Below are 22,459 nucleotides of genomic sequence, written 5' to 3'. Positions count from 1 at the left end.
CAAGTTTCCGGAGAACGTTTTCCCATGCTGCTCGCTCGTTGCTGACATCCCGCCCGGGCTCGCCATGGGTGACCGCCGGGCGCGCTGTGCGCCGGAGCTGGTACCGGCCCGCACACCACCACCTCCGCACCACATTTCCGAGCAGCAGAGCAAAGGGGCTCTTCCGTTGGCCAGAAAGATCATCCTCGACTGCGACCCGGGGCATGACGACGCGATCGCCATGCTCCTGGCACATGGCAATCCCGATGTCGAGCTGGTCGCGGTGACGACCGTGGTCGGGAACCAGACGCTGGAGAAGGTGACCCGCAACGCCCTGTCCGTGGCACGGATCGCCGGGATCACGGGGGTGCCCTTCGCCGCCGGCTGCCCGCGTCCGCTGGTCCGGGCCATCGAGACGGCGCCGGACATCCACGGCGAGACCGGCCTCGACGGCCCGGAGCTGCCCGAGCCGGACATCGAGCTGGACCGCCGGCACGCGGTGGACCTGATCATCGACACGGTGATGTCCCACGAGCCCGGCGAGATCACCATCGTCCCGACCGCGGGCCTGACGAACATCGCGCTGGCCGTGCGCAAGGAGCCGCGGATCGCCGAGCGGGTCCGTGAGGTCGTCCTGATGGGCGGCGGCTTCCACGAGGGCAACTGGAGCGCGGTCGCCGAGTTCAACATCATCATCGACCCCGAGGCCGCGCACATCGTCTTCAACGAGCGCTGGCCGGTCACCATGGTCGGTCTCGATCTGACGCACCAGGCGCTGGCGACCCCCGAGGTCGACGCGCGGATCGACGCGGTCGGCACCCGCCCCGCCAGGTTCGTCGGTGAGCTGCTGGACTTCTTCCGCGAGGCCTACCGCGAGAACCAGGGCTTCGACCACCCGCCGGTGCACGACCCGTGCGCGGTCGCCTACGTCATCGACCCGGACGTCATGACCGTACGCAAGGCCCCGGTCGACATCGAGCTGCGCGGCGCGCTCACGCTCGGGATGACCGTCACGGACTTCCGTGCGCCCGCACCGGACGACTGCACCACCCAGGTCGCCGTCACGCTCGACCACGAGCGGTTCTGGAACCTCGTCGTGGACGCGCTCGAGCGGATCGGCGACATCGAGGCATGAACACTCCCACCGAGACGAACACCGCCACCGGGACGGGCACCGCCGAGGGGAGCGGCGGCGGGTCCGGAGTCCGCACCGGCGTGCTGGTCGCCGCGCTGCTCGCGGCCTGTTTCGCCTTCCAGCTCAACGCGAGCATGCTCAGCCCGGCGCTGAAGAACATCGAGGACACCCTCGGTGCCAGTTCCGCGGAGATCGGCCTCACCCAGACCGCGTTCTTCACCTCGGCGGCGCTGTTCTCGCTCTTCCTGCCGCGGCTGGGCGATGTCATCGGGCGCCGCCGGGTGCTGGCCGGGATGCTCGGTCTGATGGTCGTCGGCTGCGTCGTCGCCGCCCTGGCCACCAGCGTGCCGATGCTGTTCGTCGGCCGCGTCATCCAGGGCGTCTGCGGTCCGGTCGTCCCGCTGTGTCTGATCATGCTGCGGGTGCAGGTGCGGGAGCCGAAGCGGTACGGCACCCTGCTGGGCGTGATCACCGCCGTCAACGGCGGTATCGCCGGTGTCGACTCCCTCGCGGGCGGCTACCTGGCCGACCGGCACGGCTTCGCGTCGGTGTTCTGGGCGATGGCGGTCGTGGCCGCCCTGGCCACCGTGCTCGTCGCCACGCTGACCCCCGAGTCGAAGGCACCCACCGCGACCCGGATGGACTGGCCCGGAGTCGCGCTGCTGGTGATCTCGGTCGGCTCGCTGCTGACCGCGCTCAACGAGGCGGGCAAGCTGGCCGCCGCCGACTGGCCGCTGATCGCCGTGCTGCTCGTGGTGGCCGGGGCCGCCTTCGCCCTGTTCTGGCGGACCGAGAACCGCAGCGGCCACCCGCTGGTCGCCACCCGGCACCTCAAGCAGCGGGCGACCTGGGCGACCCTGCTGACCACCGTGCTCACCATGACCGGTGTGTTCGCCGTCATGAACGGGCTGATCCCGGCCTTCGCGCAGGACGCCCAGGCCGGTCTCGGGATGAGCGCCGAACAGTCCGCGTGGTGGACGCTGTCGCCGTACGCGCTCGCCGGACTGGCCATGGGCCCGCTGGCCGGCCGCCTCGCCGCGACCTTCGGCTACGGCCGGGTGCTGCGGTTCGGCCTGGTGGGGTCGGTGGCGACGGTCGCCCTGATGCTGGTCACGATGCACAGCCACTCGCAGCTCCTGCTGCTGGCGACGTCCGTCCTGGTGGGCATCGCCTACGCGGGCGTGGCGAACATCGTCCTCAACGGACTGGGCATCGTCCTCTCCCCCAGCGACAACCCGGGCTTCCTGCCCGGTCTGAACGCGGGTGCCTTCAACCTCGGCGCGGGACTGAGCTTCGCGCTCCTGTACGCGGTGAAGACGGCCGCGTCACCGGCGGACCCGTCGTCGTCCGGCGGCTACACCGCGGGCATGATCGCGGGCGTGGCCATCCTGGCAGCGGCCATCGCGACGTCCTTCCTGATACCGAAGCCGGTGGCGGCCGAAGCGCAGGGCTGAGACGCCGACCGCACCTCACGGGACCGCCCGCCGACCGGACTTGCCGGTCGGCGGGCGGTCCCGTCGCCGTGGCCCCCGTCCCCGCGTCAGTGGTGTCCGTGCACGGTGTCCGAGGCCCCGCCGAAGAGCCGGGCCACCGCCCGGAACGGCAGGGTGACGACGGTGGCGACGGCGCCGCCGATCGACCTGAGAACATCCGCGATCGCCTTCAGCATGAGTGAACCTCCGTCATGGCCGTCCGGCACCACACCTGTTGTGGGGCCGTCGGCCGGGTCGAGGGGGCGGGAGCGTCTGCCGCGGCGGCAGTCACCCCGTCTTCTCCTCCGTCCAGCGCAGGATGGCGCCGAGCCCGCCGGACGGTGCCCGTTCGGGGTCACGGACCACCACGATGTCGGCGCCGCTCGCGACCGCCGACCGCACCAGTGCGTCGTCCGCCCGCGCGGCGGCCGGACGCGTCTCGCCCAGGTACGGCAACTCCGTTCCCCGTACGCCGAGTTGATCGGCGTCGGAGCCCACCCAGACGGGCCGGGCGATGTCCGAGCCGTGCGGGCTGATCAGCAGGGTGTCGATCCGGTGCTCCCGGGCCGCCTCGACCAGGGCGGGGATGCCGGCCGCGGCGTGCGGGGCGCCCTTTCCCGGCCCCGCGCCGGTGCGGAAGCGGTCCGCGACCTGCGCGATGTGCTCCCGTTCCTGAACCGCCCTGACCTGGGCGATGTCCCGGTCCACCAGCGTGCTCTCGGCACCGGGCGCCCGCCCGCCGTGCTCACTCTCGTAGGTGAGCGCGCGCAGCGGTTCGGGCAGCTTGTCGTGCACCAGGTGGCGTTCGCGGGCGTCGCCGATCAGGACGATGGCCCCGGCGGCGCACTCCTCGAACGCCGCGCGCACCGCGTCGGCGATCTCCTGCGCGTTGTGCTCCCAGGTGTTCTCCACCTTCGCGCGGAAGTGCCCTTCGGACCAGTCGCCCGAAGCGGTGCGGTGCAGCGGCCAGTCGGCGCCGCCGACCTGGCCGGCGGCGTCCTCGGTGCCGCCTGCGCCGAGGACGGAGAAGTCCGCCCCGGACCGGTCCAGGCGGACCACGAGGCAGACCGGGTCGTCGCCGACGGCCGCCAGGAAGGGCGTGACGCGGGGCACCGGTCCCCACGCCGCGAAGGGGGTGGCCGGGGGCCCGGGGAGCGGGGTGTCGAGCACGATCTCCCCGTGGGCGGCGAACAGCGCCCGCCCGGAGTGCTCGCCGGGTTCGCCTTCGTGCCGGGTGAGCAGTGCTTCGTGCACCGCCCCGCAGGTGGCCTCGTCCGCACCGAGCGCGAACAACTGCGCCGTGGTGGCGCCGGCCGTCAACTCCTGCTGTTTCGCGGCGTCCTCGGTGCTGTGCGAGACATCGGCATAGACGGATGCCCAGGGGCCCGGCCGGTCGATGACCGGTTTCAGGAGCGAGAGTCGCATGGCGCTGCCTCCTTGGCTTCCTCGGATTCCGTGGATTCTCCTGTTGTGCGAAGGGCCCTCATCGGTATGCGGTGGGCTGCCTTACGAATTCCCGTTCCCGAAAGGCGTATGCATCGAGGGCATATGCATCTGGTGTCACGTTCCGTGCCTGTCCGCGCGATTTCCGTGTGCGGGGTGGAAACTGCCGCGCCGGGTTGTTAGGGCTGGGGGACCAGGGAAACTGGGAGTAACGCGACGGGTCCGCAGGACTCGTGGAGCCGGAGGCACCCATGGTCATGGAACACGGAACGGACAAGACCGGTCCCGCCCGGGACGACATGATGAAGAAGCAACTACGGGGGCAACTGACGGCGGAGCGCTCCCTGCGGACGGTCGAGGAGCATGAACTCCAGCCGGCGGGCGAGGACCAGCCGGTGGCGGCGTGGTCCCCCGAGAGCGACTTCCGGGGCGGCACACCGACCGGTATGACCGAGCGGGATGTCGGGCTGCGCTCCGAACTCGCCCAGCACCTCGGGCGGAGCCTGTATCCGGCCGACAGGAACGCGATCATCGAGACCCTGCGGCGCAACAACGCGCCGGACCGGCTGGTCACCATGGCCGAGCGGCTGCCCGCACACGAGCGGTTCGGCAATGTGCAGAGCATCGCCGAGGCCGTCGGGATCGCGACGGAGCACCGGCACGCCTGAGGCCGGGGCGGGTCCGCGCTTCCTGGCGGTGCCGGGAGCCACCGGGAGGCGGACAATTGACCGTAGACGCACCTGCCGCACCCGGCGGCCGGGCGGAGTGGACGGGTAGAAGGAGGGCGGCTATGTCCGACGACGCGATGGGCGACGAGGTCTACCAGCCGCCCAGATCCGATCCCCAGGACAACCCCAACGACCTCGACATGGAGGACGCCCTCGACGAGCCGGACCTCGACGCGACGCTGGACACCGGCTATTCGCCGCCCGAGCGGCCCTTCGTGGTGAACCACGAGGGGACCACCGCGCGGGAGCTGCACGACCGGGAGTCGCTGGAGCACCGGCTGTCGGTGGAGGTACCGGACGTCCGCGCGCCGGACGGCGACGGGATCGGCGATCTGCCGGACGGGGTCGGGGAGCCGACGGACCTCGAATGCGGTGAGGAGCGGGCCGGCCGGCTCGTGGGCTCCGACGAGGGGTTCTGGCGCGGCGGCAGCAATGACATCGCCGCCCGCGACGTCGGGATCGACGGCGGCGCCGCGTCGGCGGAGGAGGCCGCGGTGCACATCGCCCGGGACAGCGCGGAGGACGGGGACCGGGAGGTCTGAGGGCGGTCCCGTCATCCCGTCCCTGTGGCGTGGGAGATTGTGGCGTGGGAAATTACGGCCGCGGTTCCGGCGGCTTTTCCCAGGAGACGAGTGCCGAGTTTTCCGGCGGTCCGGCGGTCAGCCGGTGACCGGCCTCGGCGGGCGGAAATGCCGAGTTCCGGGGATAATTCCCGGACAACGTCGACACCGCATTCCGGGGCCCTTCATTCGGGCCCGTTCGATCAGTTCCCCGTGCCCTCCTCGGCGGCCACCCGCTTCAGGGTGCGGCCGCTGCGTACGGAGCGGGCCCGGCGGGCGTCCGGTGTCCCGTGCCGCCCGGCCCGGTCGTCGTTCTCCTTGACCAGCAGCCAGGATTCCCGCTTGCCGGGGCCCTCGGCGGTGCGGAAGCGGGTGAGCGCACAGCCGCCGTGCAGCTTGCTGCCGTCGAGCCAGAAGGAGACATGGCCGTCCTCCAGGGCCTGGCCGAACGACCGGGTGCGGCCCTTCCTCCTGCGGGGCAGCGGGCGGTAGCTGCCCCGGTCCGCCCCTCGGCGTGCCGCCAGGGGTCCGTCACGGCCAGAATGAGAAGGGGCCATGTGTACCCGGCCGCACACCGGTTAGCCGACAGGGCACCACGGTGTGCCCGCGCCGGCCGTCGGCCGCACCGGACGGTGACCGCCGTTCGGCCCGGCGCTCGAGCACCACCCTCGACCGCAGGAGTCCACGTGAAGCGACGTCGTCCTCGGATCGTGATCGTCGGAGCCGGCTTCGCCGGTTACGAATGTGCCCGCACGCTCTCCCGGCAGGCCAAGGGGGCCGCCGAGATCGTGCTCGTCAATCCGCATGACTACTTTCTGTATGTACCGCTGCTGCCGGAGGTGGCGGCCGGGATTCTGGAACCCCGCCGGATCTCGGTATCGCTCGCCGGGACCCTGCCGGGCGTCCGGCTCGTGCTCGGCGAGGTCCATGACGTGGACTTCGACGCCCGGCGGGTCGACTACACCGACCCCGAGGACCGGGCCGGCTCGCTGTCCTACGACCGGCTGGTGCTGACCGTCGGCAGCGTCAACAAACTGCTGCCCGTCCCGGGTGTCGCGGAGCATGCCCACGGCTTCCGCGGGATGCCCGAGGCGCTCTACCTCCGTGACCACATCACCCGTCAGATCGAGCTGGCCGCCGCGGCCGAGGACCCGGCCGAGCGGGCCGCCCGGACCACCTTCGTCGTCGTGGGCGCCGGCTACACCGGTACCGAAGTCACCGCCCAGGGCGTGCGGTTCACCGACTCCCTGGTCCGGCAGAACACCGCACTGCGGGACGCACCACGCCCCCGCTGGCTGCTGCTGGACATCGCCGGCCGGCTGCTGCCCGAGCTGGACGAGCGACTGTCGCGCACCGCGGAGCGGGTGCTGCGCGCCCGCGGCGTCGACGTCCGCACCCGTACCTCCGTGAAGGAGGCGACCCCGGACGGGGTGCTGCTGGACGACGGCGAGTTCGTCAGCAGCCGCTCGCTGATCTGGTGTGTGGGTGTACGGCCCGATCCGCTGGTCAGCTCGCTCGGGCTGCCCACCGACAAGGGGCGGCTGTGTGTCGACGCGTTCCTGGGGGTGCCCGGCCGGCCGGGGGTGTTCGCCTGCGGTGACGCCGCGGCCGTCCCCGACCTGACCCGTCCCGGCGAGACGACACCGATGACCGCCCAGCACGCCCAGCGTCAGGGCAAGGTCGTGGCCCACAATGTGGCGGCGTCCTGCGGGCAGGGCACCCCGCGCGTCTACGAGCATCGTGACCTGGGCTTCATGGTGGACCTGGGCGGAATCCAGGCCGCGGCGAACCCGCTGCACATCCCGCTGTCCGGCCCGCTCGCCGGAGTCATCACCCGCGGCTACCACCTCCTGGGCATGCCGGGCAACCGCGTCCGGGTGGCCGCCGACTGGCTCCTCGACGCGGTGCTGCCGCGCCAGGCCGTCCAGCTGGGCCTGGTCCGCTCCTGGTCGGTGCCGCTGGACACCGAAACCCCCGAAGTGGCCCGGGTGGGCTCGGGCCCCGGCCGGACCTGAGCCCGCGGCACCCGGGCGGGCGACACGGAGCGTGGCGCACGGGCCGGCCGCGGAGGGGTCTGCTTGGCTGGCCGGAGAGGCAACCGTGCGCCATGTACGGGCGGTGCGGCGCACCGTCGGCCCAGGAGTCCGGAGGCGAGAGATGGAGCTGCCACAGGTCCGCCCGGCGGCCGCTGACGGGGTGCGCGCGCCCTCGGCGGGCCGCACCGCACCCGGCGGGCCGCGGGCGTTCCCGGCACTGCGGGTCGTCGCGCCCGAGATCGAGGGCCCCGAGGACGTGGTGGCCGATGCCGACGGCGTCCTCTTCGCGGGCGCCGCGGACGGCACGGTCTGGCGGCTGCGCCTCTCGGCGACGGGCGCCGTGGACCGGGCGACGGCCGTGGCACACACCGGTGGCAGACCGCTCGGCCTGCACCCCCTCCCCGGCGGTGAGCTGCTGGTCTGCGACGCCCCACGCGGTCTGCTGCGCATCGACCCGCGGCAGGGGACCGTGCGGGTGCTCGCCGACGAGGTGGCGGGCGCGCCCCTGCGGTTCTGCAGCAATGTGACCGCCGCGGCGGACGGCACGGTCTACTTCACCGTCTCCAGCCGCCGCTACGGCCTCGACACCTGGCTGGGTGACTTCCTGGAGCACACCGGAACCGGGCAGCTGCTGCGACTGCGGCCCGGCGGCAGGCCCGAAGTCCTGCTGGAGGGACTGCAGTTCGCCAATGGCGTGGCGCTGGCCCCGGACGAGTCCTTCCTGGCCGTGGCCGAGACCGGGGCCCGCCGTCTCCTGCGCTACCGGCTCACCGGCCCCGGTGCCGGGACCGCCCGCACCCTGGCCCGCGAGCTGCCCGGCTACCCCGACAACATCTCCCTCGCCCCCGACGGGGAGTTCTGGGTCGCGCTGGCACGGCCCCCGGCCGCCGGTGTGACCCTGCTGCACGGCATGCCGCGCACGGTCCGGCGGACGGCCTGGGAGGTCGCGAAGCGGCTGCGGCTCTCCCTGCCGCCGCATCCGACGGTGCGGGTGCTGGCGGTCGGTCCCGACGGCCGTACGGCCCGCGATCTGCGCGCCGTGCGGTCTCCGTACCGGATGGTCACCAGTGTCTGCCGGACGGGGAGTCTGCTGGCCATGGGCAGTGTCGCGGAACGCGGTATCGCCGTGTGCGCGCTTCCCGGCGCGAACGGACCGGACGGACCGGGCGGACCGGCCCCCGCCCGCTGACCGTCCCGCGCGCGGCACCCGCCGTCCGGGGACCGCGCCCGTGCCGTGCCGCTACACCACCCGTTCCGGTTCGGCCTCGTCCTCCTCGGGGAGCCGTACATCGCTGACCGCGACGTTGACTTCCACGACTTCGAGACCGGTCATCCGCTCCACCGCGGAGATCACGTTCTCCCGTACGGCCTGCCCCACTTCGGGGATGACCTCGCCGTACTCCACGACGATGTCCAGGTCCACCGCCGCCTGTTTCTCGCCGACTTCGACCTTGACGCCGTGCGTGGTGGTGGTGCCTCCGCCGGGTACGCGTTTGCGCAGCGCTCCCACCGACCGCGAGAGCCCGCTGCCCAGGGCATGAACTCCTGTCACGTCACCGGCCGCCAGAAAGGCGATCTTCGCGACCACACCGTCGGCGATGGTCGTCCGGCCCAGGTCCCCGGTGTTCCGCGACCCGCGCTCTGCGAACTCGGTCATTGCGCATCACCCCAGTGCTCCGTCGAGGGGAAGTCTTCGGCCCTCTCTTCACGCTATGGCCGTACGGGTGACGCTGCCTCCCGAACCGGACCGCGGCGGCCGCGGGGGACGCGGGGGCCGCCCGCCGGGCATCCGCCCGCTTTGCCGGTACGGCAACGCACCTTGCCCTTTTCGGTGCGCCCGGCGGACCATCCCGGCACAGGCGGTACGGCACCGAGAACGGCGTCACCGCCGCGCCCGAGGAACACGGACCGAGGAGGACCCCATGCCCCATGACGCCACCGTCCCGGACGCGGAATTCTGGGACGCCCGCTATGCGCGGAGCGACCGGGTCCGGAGCGGCCGCCCCCACTCCTCCCTGGTCCGGGAGGCCGGCGACCTCGCGCCGGGCAGGGCCCTGGACCTGGGGTGCGGGGAGGGCGCGGACGCGATCTGGCTCGCCGGGCAGGGGTGGGAGGTCACCGCCGTCGACATCTCCGCCGTCGCCCTCGGCCGGGCGGCCGAGCACGCGGCGGCGAGCGGGGCCGCCGACCGCATCAACTGGCAGCGGCACGACCTCGGCAGCTCGTTCCCCGCCGGCACCTTCGCTCTCGTCACCGCCCAGTTCCTGCATTCCCACGGCGCCACCATGCCGCGTGCGGACATCCTGCGGCGGGCCGCTGCCGCCGTCGCGCCCGGCGGGGTGCTGCTCATCGTCGGACATGCCGGAACGCCCGCCTCGGAGCCCGACTCCGGCGCCCCGCCGCCCACTCCGGAGGAGGTCGTCGCGGCCCTCGCGCTCCCGGACGGGGAGTGGGACCTGCTGCGCTGCGAGGAGCACCCGAGCTTCCGGACCGGCCACGACGGGACGCCGGACCCACGCACCGACAACACCGTGAAGCTGCGTCGCCGGACCGCCTGACACCTGCCGCACCGGCCCCGGCGTACGGCCCCACCCACCTGGAACACGCCAACTCCCGTTCACCAGAGGGATGTTGGTCACTGCCAAGGGCCGGGGCCCACGGTAGGGTCTGCCCCCGTCGCGTCCCGGGCCTGCGGGAACCGGGGGTCGCGGGGGCTCGCGGTCGCCAAGGACATCTGTCAAAAGGGTGCCGCTCCCGGTGGCAGATCCGTATCGTCTGCACGCGCCGGAGCCTTCTCGCCCCCGGGATCTCCTCACGAGATCTCCCCCGGGCGCCCGTGCCGCCGACGGCAGTGCCAGCAGCCAGCTAGGGAGCAGTGGTGACACCCCTGATCGTACCCGTCATGATCACATTCGGGATATTCCTGCTCGCCATGGTGACCGTGGGCATCTGGACGTATCAGGACACCGTGACGTTCTCCGATTTCGCCCTGGGCGGGCGCCGGTTGAGCGCACCGCTGGCGGCGCTGTCGGCGGGCGCCAGTGACATGTCCGGCTGGCTGTTCCTGGGCTTCCCCGGCGCCGTGTACGCGGCCGGGATCGGCGCCTCGTGGATCGCCGTCGGGCTGGCCGTCGGCACCTATCTCAACTGGCTGCTGGTCGCGCCGCGGCTGCGGACGTACACCGAGCACGCGGGCGACGCCAAGACGCTCTCGGCGTATCTGGAGGAGCGGTTCGAGGACGGCAGCAGAACGCTGCGGCTGGTCTCGGCGACCGTCACCGTGGTCTTCTTCACCGTCTATGTGGCGAGCGGACTCCTGGCCGGGGGTGTGCTGTTCGAGGGGATCTTCGGCGGCGGCTTCGAGTTCGCGCTCACCGTCTTCGCGGTGGTCATCGTCTTCTACACGGTGCTGGGCGGCTTCCGTGCGGTGAGTGTGACGCACTCGATCCAGGCCACGGTGATGTTCTGCGCGGCGGTGGCACTGCCGGCGATCGGTATCGGGATGCTGGGCGGCTTCGGGGCGCTGCACGAGGTGCTCACCCGTAAGACCCCGGCCCTGTTGGACATGGGGGCGAAGGCCGGCTTCGACGGCAGCCGGTGGACGTCCGGCGGGCCGCTCGGCGCGGTGGCGGTCATCTCCCTGCTCGCCTGGGGGCTGGGCTACTTCGGCCAGCCGCACATCCTGGCCCGGTTCATGAGCATCCGCAGCACCCGCGAGATCCCCCGGGCCCGCCGGATCGGCGTGAGCTGGGTGGTCGTCTGCCTGGCGGGCGCCTCCCTCGTGGGGCTGGTGGGCATCGCGACGCTCGACCAGACGCTGGACAACCCGGAGACCGTCTTCATCGCGCTCTGCGCCCAGTTGGTCAACCCCTGGGTCGCCGGCATCCTGCTCGTCGGCGTGCTGGCCGCGATCAAGTCCACCGCGGACAGTCAGCTGCTGGTCTCGGCGATGGCCCTCACCGAGGACTTCTACCGGGCGTTCGTCAAACGGCAGGCCTCGGACGCGTCCATGGTGCTGGCGGCGCGCGCGACGGTGGTCGCGGTCGCCCTGGTGGCGTACGTCATCGCGCTCAGCGGCGGCGCCGTGCTCGACATCGTCGCGTACGCCTGGGCGGGCTTCGGTGCGGCCTTCGGACCGGTGATCCTGCTGTCGCTCTACTGGCCGCGGATGACGCGGGCCGGGGCGATGGCCGGCATCGTGACGGGCGCGGCCACCGTCGTCCTGTGGAAGCACATCGACCCGCTCCTCGGGCCGCTGCAGTCGGGCATCTACGAGATGGTGCCGGGCGTGCTCGCGGCCACCGCGGCGGCGCTGCTCTTCGGCAAGTTCGTCGGCCGCCCGCCGCGCCGCACCTGGTCGGGCTCGATGGAGCGCAAGCACCCGGCCTCGGTGCCGGTCGGCTGAGTCCGGCACCGGGCCACCGCGCGCGGCGGAGCGGCGGAGCGGCGGAGCGGCGGAGCGGCGGAGCGGCGGAGCGGCGGAGCGGCGGAGCGGCGGAGCGGCGACAGGCGTATCGGGCCGGACGAGTTGACGGGCAGCGGCCGGGAGTCGTTGAACTGCCCTGTGCCCGGCGGACTCCGACGGCGCGCCCCACACAACTCGCGCTCCGGGCACGGCCGTTCCGTCCCCTCGCGGGGGTAATCACCCCAAGAGCGCCACTCCGGTGCGTGTCGGACCCTGCACCACGCGTGAGCTAATCGTCCGAATGGCGGGCATCGACGTCGTACGTGCGACACGTCCCCGCACACTCGTCGGGCTCACCGAACGTCTCAAGCAATGAACAGGCACGACCATGAGTCGGACAAACACCCGGTCACCCCAGAACTCCCCGGAGGCCGGGCAGAAATCCGAGTCCGTGTTGTCGCACGGCCTCAAGCAGCGCCATCTCTCGATGATCGCGCTCGGCGGGGTCATCGGCGCGGGGCTCTTCGTAGGCTCCGGCGTCGGTATCGCCGCGGCCGGACCGGCCATCGTCCTCCTCTTCATGGGTACCGGCGCGCTGGTCATGCTGATCATGCGGATGCTCGGCGAGATGTCCGCGGCCCGGCCCTCCACCGGCTCGTTCTCGGTGCACGCCGAGGAGGAGATCGGCTCCTGGGCGGGTGCCACCTCGGGCTGGATGTACTGGCTGATGCTCTGCGCCGGTGTGGCCGCCGAGGCCACCGCGGCGGGCACGATCATGCACAACTGGGTGTCGTTCATCCCCGCCTACGGCTGGGTGGCGATCTTCATGGCGTTCTTCTGCGCCAGCAACCTGACCGCGGTCAAGAACTTCGGCGAGTTCGAGTTCTGGTTCTCCGCGATCAAGGTCACCACGATCGTCGCCTTCCTGGTGCTGGGCGTGCTCGGCATCCTCGGGGTGTTCGGCGACGCACCCGGCACCAGCCACCTCACCGGTCACGGCGGCTTCTTCCCGACCGGTGCCGCCGGGCTCGCCGCCGGGCTGCTGACCACCATCTCCGGGTTCGCCGGACTGGAGACCGTCACCATCGCCGCGGCGGAGTCGGACAACCCCAGCCGGAACGTGGCCCGTGCCGTCCGCACCGCCGTCTGGCGCATCGCGGTGTTCTACATCGGCTCCATGGCCGTGGTCGTCACCCTGGTGCCGTGGAACAACCCCAAGGTCGCCACGGACGGCCCGTACGTCACCGTGCTCGACACACTCGGCATCCCGTCGGCCGGCACGATCATGCAGATCGTGGTGCTGGTGGCCCTGCTCTCCGCGATGAACGCCAACATCTACGGCTCGTCGCGCATGGCGTACTCCCTGGTCCACCGGGGCCAGGGCCCGCGCTTCCTGGCCAAGGTCACCCGGGGCGTGCCGATGGCGGCCGTGCTGGCTTCCTGTGTCTTCGGCTTCGCGGCCGTGGTCGCCGGGATCGTCTGGCCGACCACCGTGTTCGCCTGGCTGCTGAACATCGCCGGCTGCTCGGTACTGGTCGTCTGGTCCATCGTCTGCCTCACCCAGCTGAAGATGCGCCGCCGTCTGGAGCGCGAGGCCCCCGAGCTGCTCTCGGTGCGGATGTGGGGCTTCCCCTATCTGACCTGGCTCACCTTCGCCGCCATCCTCGGTGTCTTCGCCGTCATGGCCGCGAGTGCGGACGGCCGGCAGCAGCTGGTCGGCACGGCCGTCGTGGTGGCGGCGCTGGCCGGGGCCGGCCACCTCAAGCAGCGCCGCGACCGGCGGGCCGCCGCCGTCACCGACTGAGCGCGGTACGGCGACCAGGAACGGTCAGTCGCCGCCGGGCCCGCGCCAGACGTTGTCGAAGGCCGCCTTCTCGATGGCCCGGCGCTGCCGTTCGGCCTCCAGCTCCCTGACCGCGTCATGGACGGCGGCGAGCACGAGGGACACGGCCTCACCGGCCGCCTCCGGCTCGCCGCCGTTCTCCGTGCCGCCGTCGGTCCCCTCGATGGTGCCGCCGTCGGTTCCCTCCGTGGTGTCTTCGTCGGTCCCCTCGATCCCGGCGGCGGCGGCGAGGGCGGTCAGCACGGTCTCGTGCGCGGTCCAGCGCTCCGCCGCCCGGCGCCGGTCGGGGGAATCCGCCAGCACCGTCCGGTCGCTCCGGAAGGGCTGCCAGCGGTGGTGTTCCCGTGTGAGCTGCCCCTCGTCCTCGAACGCGGCCAGATAGGCCGCCGCCAGGCCGTGCCCCCGGCGCCACAGCCAGTCGTCGACCGTCTCGTACGGCGCCTGCTGGACGAGCGACGACGCGGCCCGGTCCAACAGACGGTCCGGGATCACCGGCCGGTAACCCGGCACGATGCGCTCGCCGTCCAGCCGGACGGCCTCGGCGCTCAGCAGCTCGATCAGCTCCGCTCCGGCGAGCGCCAGCGACAGGTCGCCACGCTCCAGCGGACGGCCGGACTCCCTGTCCATGGCGACGATCAGCAGATCCCGCGGTGTGGTCATGGAGGGCTCCCTGTCAGGGACATCTCGCGCATGCCCCTCGCTCGGGCGGGGCGCCCGGCCGGAGGGGCCGGGCCGGCGGGGTAGCGGTCACCGGTCCCATGGTCGCGCTTCCGGCGGTCGTCCGCCCGTCGGCGGGCCCGTCCGCCTGCTGTCCCCCGGGGAGGGCGGCCGGACCACGTCCGCCGTCCCCACGAGCCCTGTCCGGAACTGTCCGAAATCCAGTAATGAATGACCAAACCGACTGCTAATGTCGCCAGTTCATCTACTTCGAGGACAGTGCATGACCGTTCCCCCTCCCTCCGACGGCCGGCAGCCCGGTGACCGGACACCGGACGAGCACAACCCGTGGAGCCCGCCGCCGCCCGGAACGCCCCCTGCCGACCGCTGGGCGTCGTACCCGATGGCTCCCATACCCTCGCCGCAGCCCCGCAACGGCATGGGCATCACCGCCCTGGTGCTCGGCATCGTCGGTGTCGCCCTCGGTCTCCTCGTCATCCTGTTCTGGCTGTCCTGGCTGCCGGCCCTGCTGGCCGTCGTCTTCGGCTCGGTCGGGGTGAGCCACGCGCGCAAGGGGCGGGCGACGAACAAGGGGGTGGCACTGACCGGTGTGATCCTGGGCGGGGCCGGTCTGCTGGTCGCGGCCGGCGGCGCGGTCTTCACCATCACCGCGGTGAAGAAGGTCACCGACGCGGCACGCGCCGAGGTCGGCGAAGTGAAGGCCTCCGCATCGGCGTCGGAGAAGGCCCGGCACCTGTCCTTCGGAGACTCCTACACCTTCGAGAACGGGCTGAAGGTCACGGTCACCACACCGAAGCCGTACACCCCGGACGACTTCGTCCTCGGTCACGCCAAGGGCAACAAGGCGGTCCAGGTGACGGTCAAGGTGGTCAACACCGGCGCCGAGCGGGTCAAGGTGGACACCGGACTGCCCGAAGTCAGCGACGCCGACGGGGCCTCGGCGGAGCTGGTGATCGACGGCAGCGGACGACAGAAGGTCATCACCGGCTATGTCCTCCCCGGCAGGGAGGCCGTCGGCAAGTACGCCTTCTCGCTGCCGCCCGACGCCGCCGACCGGGTCGAGGTCGAGTTCAGCCCCGACGCCATGGAGTGGCCGGACGCCTCCTGGAGCGGCCCCACCCGCTGACGGGGTGCCGCGAGGACGCCGACGCCCACCGCTCCGGCGGCTCGCTCCGCAGGCCCAACACAGAGGAGCGGACGGCGAGTTGACGCTCCACCGGAGCCCCTCCACCTACACCCCGGACACCTTCACCACCTGCTTGCCCACCACACCGCCTCGCTCGAACGCCTGGTGCGCCGAGGCGATGTCGGCCAGCGGGTACACGCTGTCGACGACCGGCCGCAGCCCGCCGGAGGTGACGTAACCGGCGAGGTCACGCAGCATCGCGGCGTCGGGATTGGAGCTCAGGGTGCGGATACGGCGGGCGCCGTGCACGCTCGACGCGGCGATGGCGGTCACGGAGGAGGCCGACAGCGCGATGGTGGCCATCCGGCCGCCACGGGTCAGGCGGCGCCGGTAGCTGTGCAGTTCCTTGCCGACCGTGTCCAGGATGACGTCGAACGGCCCGATCCGGTCCGGTGTGGTCGTGCCGTAGTCGAAGACCTCGTCGGCGCCCAGCTCACGCAGCGCCTCGGCATGGCGGCCACGGGACAGCGCGGTGACATGCGCCCCCATCGCGTGCGCGAGCTGGACGGCGGCGGTGCCGACTCCGCCGGCGGCGCCCCGCACCAGGAGGCGTTCACCACTGGTGAGGTGCAGGGTGTCCCGCAGCGCCGTGAGCGCGGTCGTTCCCGCGACGACCAGGGAGGCGGCCTCCACCGACGGGACGCCTTCCGGCGCGGGCCCGATGCGGTCCGCGGGGACCACCACGTATTCGGCGGCACCGGCGACGGTGTACCGCTTGAGCGGCTGCACCGTGCCCCACGCCCGCTCCCCCACCTGGTGACGGACACCGGCACCGGTCGCGGCGACGACTCCGGCGAAGTCCAGTCCCACGCCCAGCGGGAAGCGGCGTCCGGTCACGATCCGCAGCCCTCCGGCGCGCACGATGGTGTCGAGTCCGTTCACGCTCGACGCCTCGACCGACACCAGGACCTCCCCCGCCCCGGGGGCGGGTCGGTCGACGTCGTTGATCCGCAGGGCCTCCGGAGCGCCGTAGCGGGTGATCTGAGCGGCCTTCATGTCATGTTCCTCTCGGTAGTTGCTGGTGGGGACGGTGGAGGTGGTGGGGGCACCTCGGGTGCTCGGGTCAGGGGAGGAGGACGACCTTGCCCTGACGGCGGCGGCTTTCGAGGTCGGCGTGGGCCTTCCAGGGAGGGGGAACGGCAACACGGAACGGAGCCGAACGGAACGGCGCACAGGTGAATCATCCAGTGCGTGTGATTTCTTTGTATCACACGCAGCGTATGATTTAAGATGTGGCCTGAATCACACGATCCGTATGATTCATGGGTAAGATCAGTCCCATGCAGCAGCCCCTCCACCGCCGCCCGCCCACCCAGAGCAACCCCCGCGTCCAGCGCACCCGCCAGCGCGTCCTGACCGTGGCGCGTGAACTGCTGCCCGAGGTCGGCCCGACCGGGCTGACCTACGCGCTGCTGGCCGAGCGCGCCGAGGTCACCCGCCAGACCCTCTACCGCCACTGGCCCAACCGGGCCGCGCTGCTCTTCGACCTGATCCTGGAAGGCCCGGACCTCGGCAACTACCCGGAGCCGGGCAGCGATGTGCGTACCGTCGCCACGGACTGGCTGAAGAGCCTGCGCGACGGCATCAGCCAGCCGGCCGTCCGCACCGCGGTGCTGGCCGTCACCGCCCAGGCGGACCACGACCCCGACAGCGCCCAGGCCCTGCTGCGCATCGGACAGGACCGCCTCGCGGCCCTCAACACCCTGCTGGAGCCCTCCGGCATCCAGATCAACGGCGCCGAGTACACCCTGCTCTACGGACCGGTGCTCGCCCGGCTCTTCCTCGACCGCAGCCGGGTCACCGACGCGTTCATCGACACCACCGTCACCCAGTGGCTCAGCACGCTCGACGACCTGCGGCAGCCATGAGAAGGGCGAGTAAACTCCCGCCCCCACAAGGCGAGTTGTTCACCCGCCTATGAAGAACAGCTCCTCCATCCTCCGGGTGCAGGACTCGGTGTGCCGCAGGCGGAAGACGGAGGTTCTGAGCCTTCCCATTGGGGAACCGCTCGTGCAGCCTGGACACCTCGCACCACAGCGGGTGCCGTCGACGGCCGCGAGGCCGGGCGGCAGCGTCCAGAAGCTGGTCCGGTTCATGCACATCACGGTAGTGCGGGCCACTGACAGTGCAGCCGTGGCCAGTTGGCCCTGGTCAGTTGGCCGTGGGCGGGTCCCGCCACGCCGGCCGGTGCGGTCAGTACAGCTGACGCAGGTGATCGCGCATCGTGCGGGCGATGTGGGCCATCAGGGCTTCGGCGCCGGGCTGTGTGCTGGCGGGTACGAGTGACTCGGTGAGGACCGCGATGGCGAAGGCCTGGCCGTCGGCGTGCTCGACGACGCCGATCTCGTGGCGGAGGTTGAGCAGGGTACCCGTCTTGGAGGACCAGGTGGTCGCGTCGGAGCTGAAGTCCGGGGCGAGCCGGTGCCGCAGCAGATTCTGGGCCATCAAGCCGCGCACCCGCTCGGCCACGTCGGGGTGGACCCGGGACGGGGTCCACAGGGCCTGGAGCAGGTCGGCATAGGCGCGTGCGCTGCCGGTGTTGGCGCGGGAGGTGTCGAGCTGCGGCACCCGGTGTCCGCCGCCGCTGGTGCCGGCGTCGATGGCGAGGGCATGGGCGAGGTGCGCCTGAGCGGTGTCGAAGCGTTCCTGGGGGGTGTCGCTCAGCTCGCCGATGGTGTGCCGGACGGTGATACCGCCGATGCCGACTTCACGGAGGAGGGCGGCGACCTCGGAGGGCGGGGTGAGGTCGAACAGGGTGTCGGCCGCCGTCCCGTCGCTCAGGCAGGTGCTCAGGTAGAGCAGGTCGTCGAGCGCGATCCGGGCGGGGTGGCGGAACCGGCTCAGTCCGGTGGGGCCGGGTGTGGTGATCCGGCCGGGCCGCACCTCCAGCATCATCGCGCCGTCGAGTTCGCCCCGCCGGATGCGCTCGGCCGTGGCGAGCGCGAGCGGAATCTTGACCAGGGAGGCGGCGGGCAGCTGGGTGTCCGGCTCGATCCCGATCTCTTCGCCGGTATGCAGATCGCGCACGAACAGGCAGCCGTGCAGCCCGCCCTCGTCGAGCTGTCGGCGCATGTCGCGCAGCAGGGTCTCGGTGTTCACGACGCCTCCCCGCCCGTGGTGCCGGCCCGGTCGCCGCCCGCGCCGAGGCAGCGGGCGAGGGCGTCACCCAGGCGGGCCTGGATGTGCTGGGGGTTGCCGGCCGCGGCGGCGGTCAGGGTGAATCCGCGACTGAGGGTGATCTCGCCGACCGGGCGCCAGCTGAGGCCGAGTTCCTCCGCCTGCGCGGGCGAGCAGAGCAACAGGTCGCCGGAGCACAGGACTTCGGCCGCCGCGGTGGGCAGGTCCGCGGCGACGGCGAGCTGTGCGGGCCGCAGGCCCACCGCGTCGCGCAGTCGCGTCAACGGGTCCCGGATGTGCGGCACATCGTCCTCCGGCTGTATCCAGACCCGGCGGACCAGGTCCGGCTCGGCACGGGAGATCCGGAGCGCTTCGAGATAGACCCGCTGCACCCCGGACTCCCAGGCACCGGCCAGACCGAGCGGCACGGACCAGGTCGCCTCCCCCGGCGGTACGGCGAGCAGGCCGGCGCGCACCTGCTGGGAGTGGACGAGCTCCATCCGCTCCGCCGGCGCCGCGACACGGAGATCGAGCGTGACGCCCTGCCCGCGGGCCTCGGCGACGAGCCGGGCGAGAGCCGCCGTGGAGAAGATGCCGGGCACCGCGAGCCGCCACGGCCGGTGCCGGGCGGCCTCCGCCTCGTCGAGCAGCACATCGGCCGCCTGGACCAGCCTCCTGGCCATCGGCAGCATGTCCCGCCCGAAGGGCGTGAGGACGGCCCGCCGTGACGTGCGCTGGAACAGCTGCTCGCCGAAGCACTCCTCCAGCGCGGCGACGCGGCGGCTGGCCACCGACTGCGACATCCGGGCGGCGGCCGCTCCGACGGTGAACGTGCCGCGTTCGCTCACGCTGACAAACGCACGGCACGCTCCCACCAGGTCCACCCCTGCACCCTATGCGAGATCGGCATGAAAAGGCGCATGAGCGTATTGGATCGCATAGCCGCCCCCGGGTGAGGGTGGCGGCACGGCCGGGCCCCTGGTGGGGCCGGCCACTCGATCCCCTGTGGGCCGGTGCCCCGGGGGCGACTCGGAGGTTGGACCATGCAGCTCACCCGTGCCCGTCGCGCCGTTCTCGGCGCGCTGACCGCGCTCACCCTCGTCCCGCTGACGGCATGCGGAGGCAGCAGCTCCGCGGCCGCGCCCTCCCCGGCCGCGAAAGCGGCCCGTCCCGCCGCGGCGGCCGCCTCGTCCACCGGCGAGTTCCAGCAGCTCGAGCGCGCCTACGAGGCGCGGCTGGGCATCTACGCCGTCGACACCGGCACCGGCCGCGAGGTGACCTACCACGCGGGCGAACGGTTCGCCTACGCCTCCACCTTCAAGGCGCTGGCCGCCGGCGCCGTCCTGCGGACGTACTCGAAGGACGGGCTGGACCGGGTGATCAAGTACGACAAGGACGACCTGGTCGAGAACTCCCCCGTCACCGAGAAGCATGTGAACACCGGAATGAGCCTGGGCGACCTGTGTGACGCCGCGGTCCGGTACAGCGACAACACGGCGGGCAATCTCCTCTTCCACGCCCTCGGCGGCCCCAAGGGCCTCAACGCCGAACTCAGGGAGATGGGCGACGGCGTGACCCGGATGGAGCGCTACGAGACCGAGCTGAACGAATGGTCGCCGGGCGCCACGCGGGACACCAGCACCCCGCGTGCGCTGGCCAAGGACCTGCGCGAGTTCGTCCTCGGAGACACCCTCGGCAAGGGCGAACGCACACAGCTCACGAAGTGGCTGCGGAACAACACCACCGGCGGCGAACTCATCCGGGCCGGGATGCCCAAGGGCTGGGTGGTGGGCGACAAGACCGGCGCCGGCAGCACCTACGGAACCCGTAACGACATCGCCGTGGTGTGGCGCCCCGATGGCGCCCCCATCGTCATGGCGATCTTGTCCAACCGCACCAAGAAGGACGCCGACTACGACAACAAGCTGATCGCGAAGGCGGCGTCGGTGGTCGCGGGCACCCTGTCGTAGCGCGGGGCGCGCACCCCGCGCCGCCTGCTCGCGGAGGGCATCACCCATGACAGTCCGGGACGCGAGAGCCAACTCCCGGAAACGGAAAGGGCCTTGACCCGTCAGCGGACCAGGAGCAGTACGGCGAGGGCGGCGCAGATGCTCGGGCCCGCTTCCCGATGCGAGCCGGGGAGGCCCTGACGACCTGGGAAAAAACACAGGTCGCGAGGCCTTCCCCGATCCCCCGTCACCCGATTCGGGCGATCCCCCGCGTCGCCCGAATCGGGCAGCTTGACCGGAAAATCCGTTCCAGGGACGGTATCCGGAGTCATTCCGAGTGCGTTGGCCCCCAACCGGTCAACGCAGGAGTTACAGGATGTCCCCCCGCGGCGCATCGGTCAATGAAGATTTGCGGCGGCGCTCCCGCGAGCGCCTGCTCCAGCGGTACCGGCCGGCAGGGGAGTCGGGGTTCCCGCCAGGTGTGAGCCTCGGGCGTCACCTACGTCCAGACAGTGATCCCGCGTCGGCGTCGGGCGCCGTTGATCACCGCGCCCAAGGACCCGAAACCAGCCTCCTGCAGGAGTGGTTGAGCGAACATCAGGCGCGGGTACGTCGAATACGGCCGATACGGGCGGAGTTGGCGCCCTGAGGGATGGCCGCTCGGGCCTGTCCCCCCGGTCCCGGTGGGCGTCTGACCGGGGCATCTCGTGCCACCGGCCGTCCCACAGAGATCGGGGAGACAGGACCTAACGCTTGTTGTGACGTGGCGTCAGCAGACCGTCGTCGCGGGCGCCGGCGATCAGCCGCAGGGATCTCCGCCGATTACGGCCGGTGGCGAGCATGACGGCCTGCACCGGATCGCGCCCCTCCCGCTGCGCCTCGCGGTAGGCGTCCGCGGCGATCTTGCGGCGCTCACCGGTCCGCGTCCGGGCGAGGACGACGGAGCGGGCCCGCGCCGCCGGAGCGGCGGGGGCGGGCGACGGGGACGGCTCCGGTGCGTCGGGGGGCGTCGAGGCCTTCTCTGCCCCCTGGTCGGGCCCCTGCCCGGGTGTCCGCTCGCAGGTCTGCCCGGCGTTCTGCTCGCAGGCCTGCTCCTCGGGAACGCCGGCGGATGGGGCGGCAGACGGGTCAGCGGGGTGACCGAGGCCGGCCCCGGCTACGGTCGGGTCCAGCGGTGTCCCCTCTCCATGGGCGACGCCCGGCACGGCCGCCGCCCCCGTCCCCACCGGCTCCACCCCCGTCGACCCCTCTCCCCTCGCCCCCGCCCCGGGCGCACCCGCCTCTACTACCTGCACCGCCTCCTCCGTGTCGTCCATCTCGCCCGTCGCACATGTCGCGTGCTCCGCCGCCGCCCCCGCTCCGGCGGCCGCCGGTTGCGGTTCCGGCCCGCGCTCCGGCACCAGGCCGGGCGTGGACCGGGCGGGCCCCGTGGGCTCGTGCGGCGCCACCGGCCGCGGGCCCCGCACCGGCTCGGGCGCCGCGCCGCAGACCGGCTCCGGCGGCGGCCCGGTCCGCGCGCCGCCGCCCCGTTCCGGCGCGAGGTCGGCCGGACCGGGCTGCCGGGGTGTGGGCCGGGGCTTGCGCGGCCGGCCGGTGGCCGCCCGGAAGGCGTCGTCCAGGGGGCCGTCGATCCAGCGGGCGAGGTCGGCGAGGCCGCCGAGGGTCAGCGGCGGGTCGGCCCGTACGTCCTCGACGGTGATGTGGTCGTCGGAGACCGTCACGAGGACATCGACCCGGGCGCCGTCGGCGAAGGTCAGCCTGGCGCTGCACCAGGGGCCCAGCGGGTCGAGCCGGGGCAGCGGGCTCCCGGGACCGCGGGAGCCGGCCGGATCGTCCGGGGCGGCGGGGTCGGGGGCGGGTGCGGGCGCGGCGGAGCCGTGAGCCTGCAGCTCCCACGTGGGCCACTCCAAGGGCGCGCCCCGGGCTTC

The 22,459-nt window shown here is 72.4% G+C and carries 21 protein-coding genes and 1 pseudogene; 13 read left to right on the top strand and 9 right to left on the bottom strand.

Features of this window, described 5'->3' with window-relative positions:
• Window positions 1-166 precede the first annotated feature (166 nt).
• Together uriH and uriT are read left to right on the top strand one after the other, a co-directional pair.
• Entirely contained in the window at window positions 167-1,114 is a 948-nt protein-coding gene (gene uriH, locus ACWC9R_RS05520; protein ID WP_450729083.1) for a uridine-preferring nucleoside hydrolase UriH, read from the top strand.
• Window positions 1,111-2,568, top strand: a complete 1,458-nt coding sequence (uriT, locus tag ACWC9R_RS05515; protein WP_450729082.1) for a uridine transporter UriT — start codon at window positions 1,111-1,113, stop codon at window positions 2,566-2,568. The genes uriH and uriT overlap by 4 nt, the downstream gene beginning before the upstream one ends.
• Window positions 2,569-2,654: 86 nt before the next feature.
• Here uriT and ACWC9R_RS05510 read toward each other — a convergent pair whose 3' ends face one another.
• Together ACWC9R_RS05510 and ACWC9R_RS05505 are read right to left on the bottom strand one after the other, a co-directional pair.
• Window positions 2,655-2,783, bottom strand: a complete 129-nt coding sequence (locus ACWC9R_RS05510; RefSeq protein WP_433137587.1) for an LPFR motif small protein — start codon at window positions 2,781-2,783, stop codon at window positions 2,655-2,657.
• 91 nt (window positions 2,784-2,874) lie between these two features.
• The gene (locus tag ACWC9R_RS05505) at window positions 2,875-4,011 is read right to left on the bottom strand and encodes a baeRF2 domain-containing protein (protein WP_450729081.1); all 1,137 of its coding nucleotides are present in this window, start codon (window positions 4,009-4,011) and stop codon (window positions 2,875-2,877) included.
• Between the two features lie 269 nt (window positions 4,012-4,280).
• Between ACWC9R_RS05505 and ACWC9R_RS05500 the strand changes: the two genes are divergently transcribed.
• A complete protein-coding gene (locus tag ACWC9R_RS05500) occupies window positions 4,281-4,697 on the top strand; it encodes a DUF2795 domain-containing protein (protein WP_362601870.1) in 417 nt (138 codons plus the stop codon).
• A gap of 122 nt (window positions 4,698-4,819) precedes the next feature.
• The gene (locus ACWC9R_RS05495) at window positions 4,820-5,299 is read left to right on the top strand and encodes a DUF5709 domain-containing protein (protein ID WP_362601868.1); all 480 of its coding nucleotides are present in this window, start codon (window positions 4,820-4,822) and stop codon (window positions 5,297-5,299) included.
• A gap of 221 nt (window positions 5,300-5,520) precedes the next feature.
• Here the strand turns inward: ACWC9R_RS05495 and ACWC9R_RS05490 are convergent, their stop codons facing one another.
• Window positions 5,521-5,874, bottom strand: coding sequence for a hypothetical protein (locus tag ACWC9R_RS05490; protein ID WP_450729080.1), 354 nt, complete (start codon window positions 5,872-5,874; stop codon window positions 5,521-5,523).
• A 153-nt stretch (window positions 5,875-6,027) separates the two neighbouring features.
• Between ACWC9R_RS05490 and ACWC9R_RS05485 the strand changes: the two genes are divergently transcribed.
• Both ACWC9R_RS05485 and ACWC9R_RS05480 read left to right on the top strand, forming a co-directional pair.
• A complete protein-coding gene (locus tag ACWC9R_RS05485; protein ID WP_450729186.1) occupies window positions 6,028-7,332 on the top strand; it encodes an NAD(P)/FAD-dependent oxidoreductase in 1,305 nt (434 codons plus the stop codon).
• A 142-nt stretch (window positions 7,333-7,474) separates the two neighbouring features.
• Window positions 7,475-8,542, top strand: a complete 1,068-nt coding sequence (locus tag ACWC9R_RS05480) for an SMP-30/gluconolactonase/LRE family protein (protein ID WP_450729079.1) — start codon at window positions 7,475-7,477, stop codon at window positions 8,540-8,542.
• 51 nt (window positions 8,543-8,593) lie between these two features.
• Here the strand turns inward: ACWC9R_RS05480 and ACWC9R_RS05475 are convergent, their stop codons facing one another.
• Window positions 8,594-9,010: an Asp23/Gls24 family envelope stress response protein gene (locus tag ACWC9R_RS05475; protein WP_362601863.1), complete on the bottom strand. Its 417-nt coding sequence runs from the start codon at window positions 9,008-9,010 to the stop codon at window positions 8,594-8,596.
• A 265-nt stretch (window positions 9,011-9,275) separates the two neighbouring features.
• Here ACWC9R_RS05475 and ACWC9R_RS05470 point away from each other — a divergent pair, with 265 nt between their 5' ends.
• From ACWC9R_RS05470 to ACWC9R_RS05460, 3 genes are all read left to right on the top strand, one after another.
• A complete protein-coding gene (locus tag ACWC9R_RS05470) occupies window positions 9,276-9,911 on the top strand; it encodes a methyltransferase domain-containing protein (protein WP_450729078.1) in 636 nt (211 codons plus the stop codon).
• A gap of 344 nt (window positions 9,912-10,255) precedes the next feature.
• The gene (gene putP / locus ACWC9R_RS05465; protein ID WP_450729077.1) at window positions 10,256-11,758 is read left to right on the top strand and encodes a sodium/proline symporter PutP; all 1,503 of its coding nucleotides are present in this window, start codon (window positions 10,256-10,258) and stop codon (window positions 11,756-11,758) included.
• 388 nt (window positions 11,759-12,146) lie between these two features.
• Window positions 12,147-13,562: an amino acid permease gene (locus tag ACWC9R_RS05460; RefSeq protein ID WP_450729076.1), complete on the top strand. Its 1,416-nt coding sequence runs from the start codon at window positions 12,147-12,149 to the stop codon at window positions 13,560-13,562.
• A 24-nt stretch (window positions 13,563-13,586) separates the two neighbouring features.
• Here the strand turns inward: ACWC9R_RS05460 and ACWC9R_RS05455 are convergent, their stop codons facing one another.
• The gene (locus ACWC9R_RS05455; protein WP_450729075.1) at window positions 13,587-14,261 is read right to left on the bottom strand and encodes a GOLPH3/VPS74 family protein; all 675 of its coding nucleotides are present in this window, start codon (window positions 14,259-14,261) and stop codon (window positions 13,587-13,589) included.
• Window positions 14,262-14,541: 280 nt separating this feature from the next.
• Between ACWC9R_RS05455 and ACWC9R_RS05450 the strand changes: the two genes are divergently transcribed.
• Window positions 14,542-15,405 (top strand): DUF4190 domain-containing protein, encoded by an 864-nt coding sequence (locus ACWC9R_RS05450; protein ID WP_450729074.1) that lies wholly within the window; start codon window positions 14,542-14,544, stop codon window positions 15,403-15,405.
• Between the two features lie 105 nt (window positions 15,406-15,510).
• On the opposite strand, the gene ACWC9R_RS05445 is transcribed toward ACWC9R_RS05450, so the two are convergent.
• Window positions 15,511-16,461: an NAD(P)-dependent alcohol dehydrogenase gene (locus ACWC9R_RS05445; protein WP_450729073.1), complete on the bottom strand. Its 951-nt coding sequence runs from the start codon at window positions 16,459-16,461 to the stop codon at window positions 15,511-15,513.
• Between the two features lie 284 nt (window positions 16,462-16,745).
• On the opposite strand from ACWC9R_RS05445, the gene ACWC9R_RS05440 reads away from it, so the two are divergent.
• Window positions 16,746-17,333: a TetR/AcrR family transcriptional regulator gene (locus tag ACWC9R_RS05440; protein ID WP_450729072.1), complete on the top strand. Its 588-nt coding sequence runs from the start codon at window positions 16,746-16,748 to the stop codon at window positions 17,331-17,333.
• 325 nt (window positions 17,334-17,658) lie between these two features.
• Here ACWC9R_RS05440 and ACWC9R_RS05435 read toward each other — a convergent pair whose 3' ends face one another.
• Window positions 17,659-18,564, bottom strand: coding sequence for a serine hydrolase (locus ACWC9R_RS05435; protein ID WP_450729071.1), 906 nt, complete (start codon window positions 18,562-18,564; stop codon window positions 17,659-17,661).
• The gene (locus ACWC9R_RS05430; RefSeq protein ID WP_450729070.1) at window positions 18,561-19,466 is read right to left on the bottom strand and encodes a LysR family transcriptional regulator; all 906 of its coding nucleotides are present in this window, start codon (window positions 19,464-19,466) and stop codon (window positions 18,561-18,563) included. Before ACWC9R_RS05430 ends, ACWC9R_RS05435 begins: the two co-directional genes overlap by 4 nt.
• 159 nt (window positions 19,467-19,625) lie before the next feature.
• Between ACWC9R_RS05430 and bla the strand changes: the two genes are divergently transcribed.
• On the top strand, window positions 19,626-20,552 hold the full coding sequence (gene bla / locus ACWC9R_RS05425; RefSeq protein WP_450729069.1) for a class A beta-lactamase: 927 nt from the start codon (window positions 19,626-19,628) through the stop codon (window positions 20,550-20,552).
• Window positions 20,553-20,907: 355 nt separating this feature from the next.
• Window positions 20,908-21,003 (top strand): annotated as a pseudogene (locus ACWC9R_RS05420) (TetR family transcriptional regulator); the annotation flags it as partial.
• Window positions 21,004-21,277: 274 nt separating this feature from the next.
• On the opposite strand, the gene ACWC9R_RS05415 reads toward ACWC9R_RS05420, so the two are convergent.
• Window positions 21,278-22,441, bottom strand: a complete 1,164-nt coding sequence (locus ACWC9R_RS05415) for a DUF6214 family protein (RefSeq protein ID WP_450729068.1) — start codon at window positions 22,439-22,441, stop codon at window positions 21,278-21,280.
• Window positions 22,442-22,459: the final 18 nt, after the last annotated feature.

Source organism: Streptomyces sp. NPDC001219 (genome assembly GCF_053597915.1).
The sequence above is the reverse complement of the archived record's forward strand: the minus strand, read 5'-3'. Positions and strand labels throughout refer to the sequence as shown.

Excerpts from the sequence above, each read along its gene's own strand:
- uriT (WP_450729082.1), top strand. The coding sequence starts at position 1,111 with ATGAACACTCCCACCGAGACGAACACCGCCACCGGGACGGGCACCGCC.
- ACWC9R_RS05510 (WP_433137587.1), bottom strand. The coding sequence starts at position 2,783 with ATGCTGAAGGCGATCGCGGATGTTCTCAGGTCGATCGGCGGCGCCGTC.
- ACWC9R_RS05505 (WP_450729081.1), bottom strand. The coding sequence starts at position 4,011 with ATGCGACTCTCGCTCCTGAAACCGGTCATCGACCGGCCGGGCCCCTGG.
- ACWC9R_RS05500 (WP_362601870.1), top strand. The coding sequence starts at position 4,281 with ATGGTCATGGAACACGGAACGGACAAGACCGGTCCCGCCCGGGACGAC.
- ACWC9R_RS05495 (WP_362601868.1), top strand. The coding sequence starts at position 4,820 with ATGTCCGACGACGCGATGGGCGACGAGGTCTACCAGCCGCCCAGATCC.
- ACWC9R_RS05490 (WP_450729080.1), bottom strand. The coding sequence starts at position 5,874 with ATGGCCCCTTCTCATTCTGGCCGTGACGGACCCCTGGCGGCACGCCGA.
- ACWC9R_RS05480 (WP_450729079.1), top strand. The coding sequence starts at position 7,475 with ATGGAGCTGCCACAGGTCCGCCCGGCGGCCGCTGACGGGGTGCGCGCG.
- ACWC9R_RS05475 (WP_362601863.1), bottom strand. The coding sequence starts at position 9,010 with ATGACCGAGTTCGCAGAGCGCGGGTCGCGGAACACCGGGGACCTGGGC.
- ACWC9R_RS05470 (WP_450729078.1), top strand. The coding sequence starts at position 9,276 with ATGCCCCATGACGCCACCGTCCCGGACGCGGAATTCTGGGACGCCCGC.
- putP (WP_450729077.1), top strand. The coding sequence starts at position 10,256 with ATGATCACATTCGGGATATTCCTGCTCGCCATGGTGACCGTGGGCATC.
- ACWC9R_RS05460 (WP_450729076.1), top strand. The coding sequence starts at position 12,147 with ATGAGTCGGACAAACACCCGGTCACCCCAGAACTCCCCGGAGGCCGGG.
- ACWC9R_RS05455 (WP_450729075.1), bottom strand. The coding sequence starts at position 14,261 with ATGACCACACCGCGGGATCTGCTGATCGTCGCCATGGACAGGGAGTCC.
- ACWC9R_RS05450 (WP_450729074.1), top strand. The coding sequence starts at position 14,542 with ATGACCGTTCCCCCTCCCTCCGACGGCCGGCAGCCCGGTGACCGGACA.
- ACWC9R_RS05445 (WP_450729073.1), bottom strand. The coding sequence starts at position 16,461 with ATGAAGGCCGCTCAGATCACCCGCTACGGCGCTCCGGAGGCCCTGCGG.
- ACWC9R_RS05440 (WP_450729072.1), top strand. The coding sequence starts at position 16,746 with ATGCAGCAGCCCCTCCACCGCCGCCCGCCCACCCAGAGCAACCCCCGC.
- bla (WP_450729069.1), top strand. The coding sequence starts at position 19,626 with ATGCAGCTCACCCGTGCCCGTCGCGCCGTTCTCGGCGCGCTGACCGCG.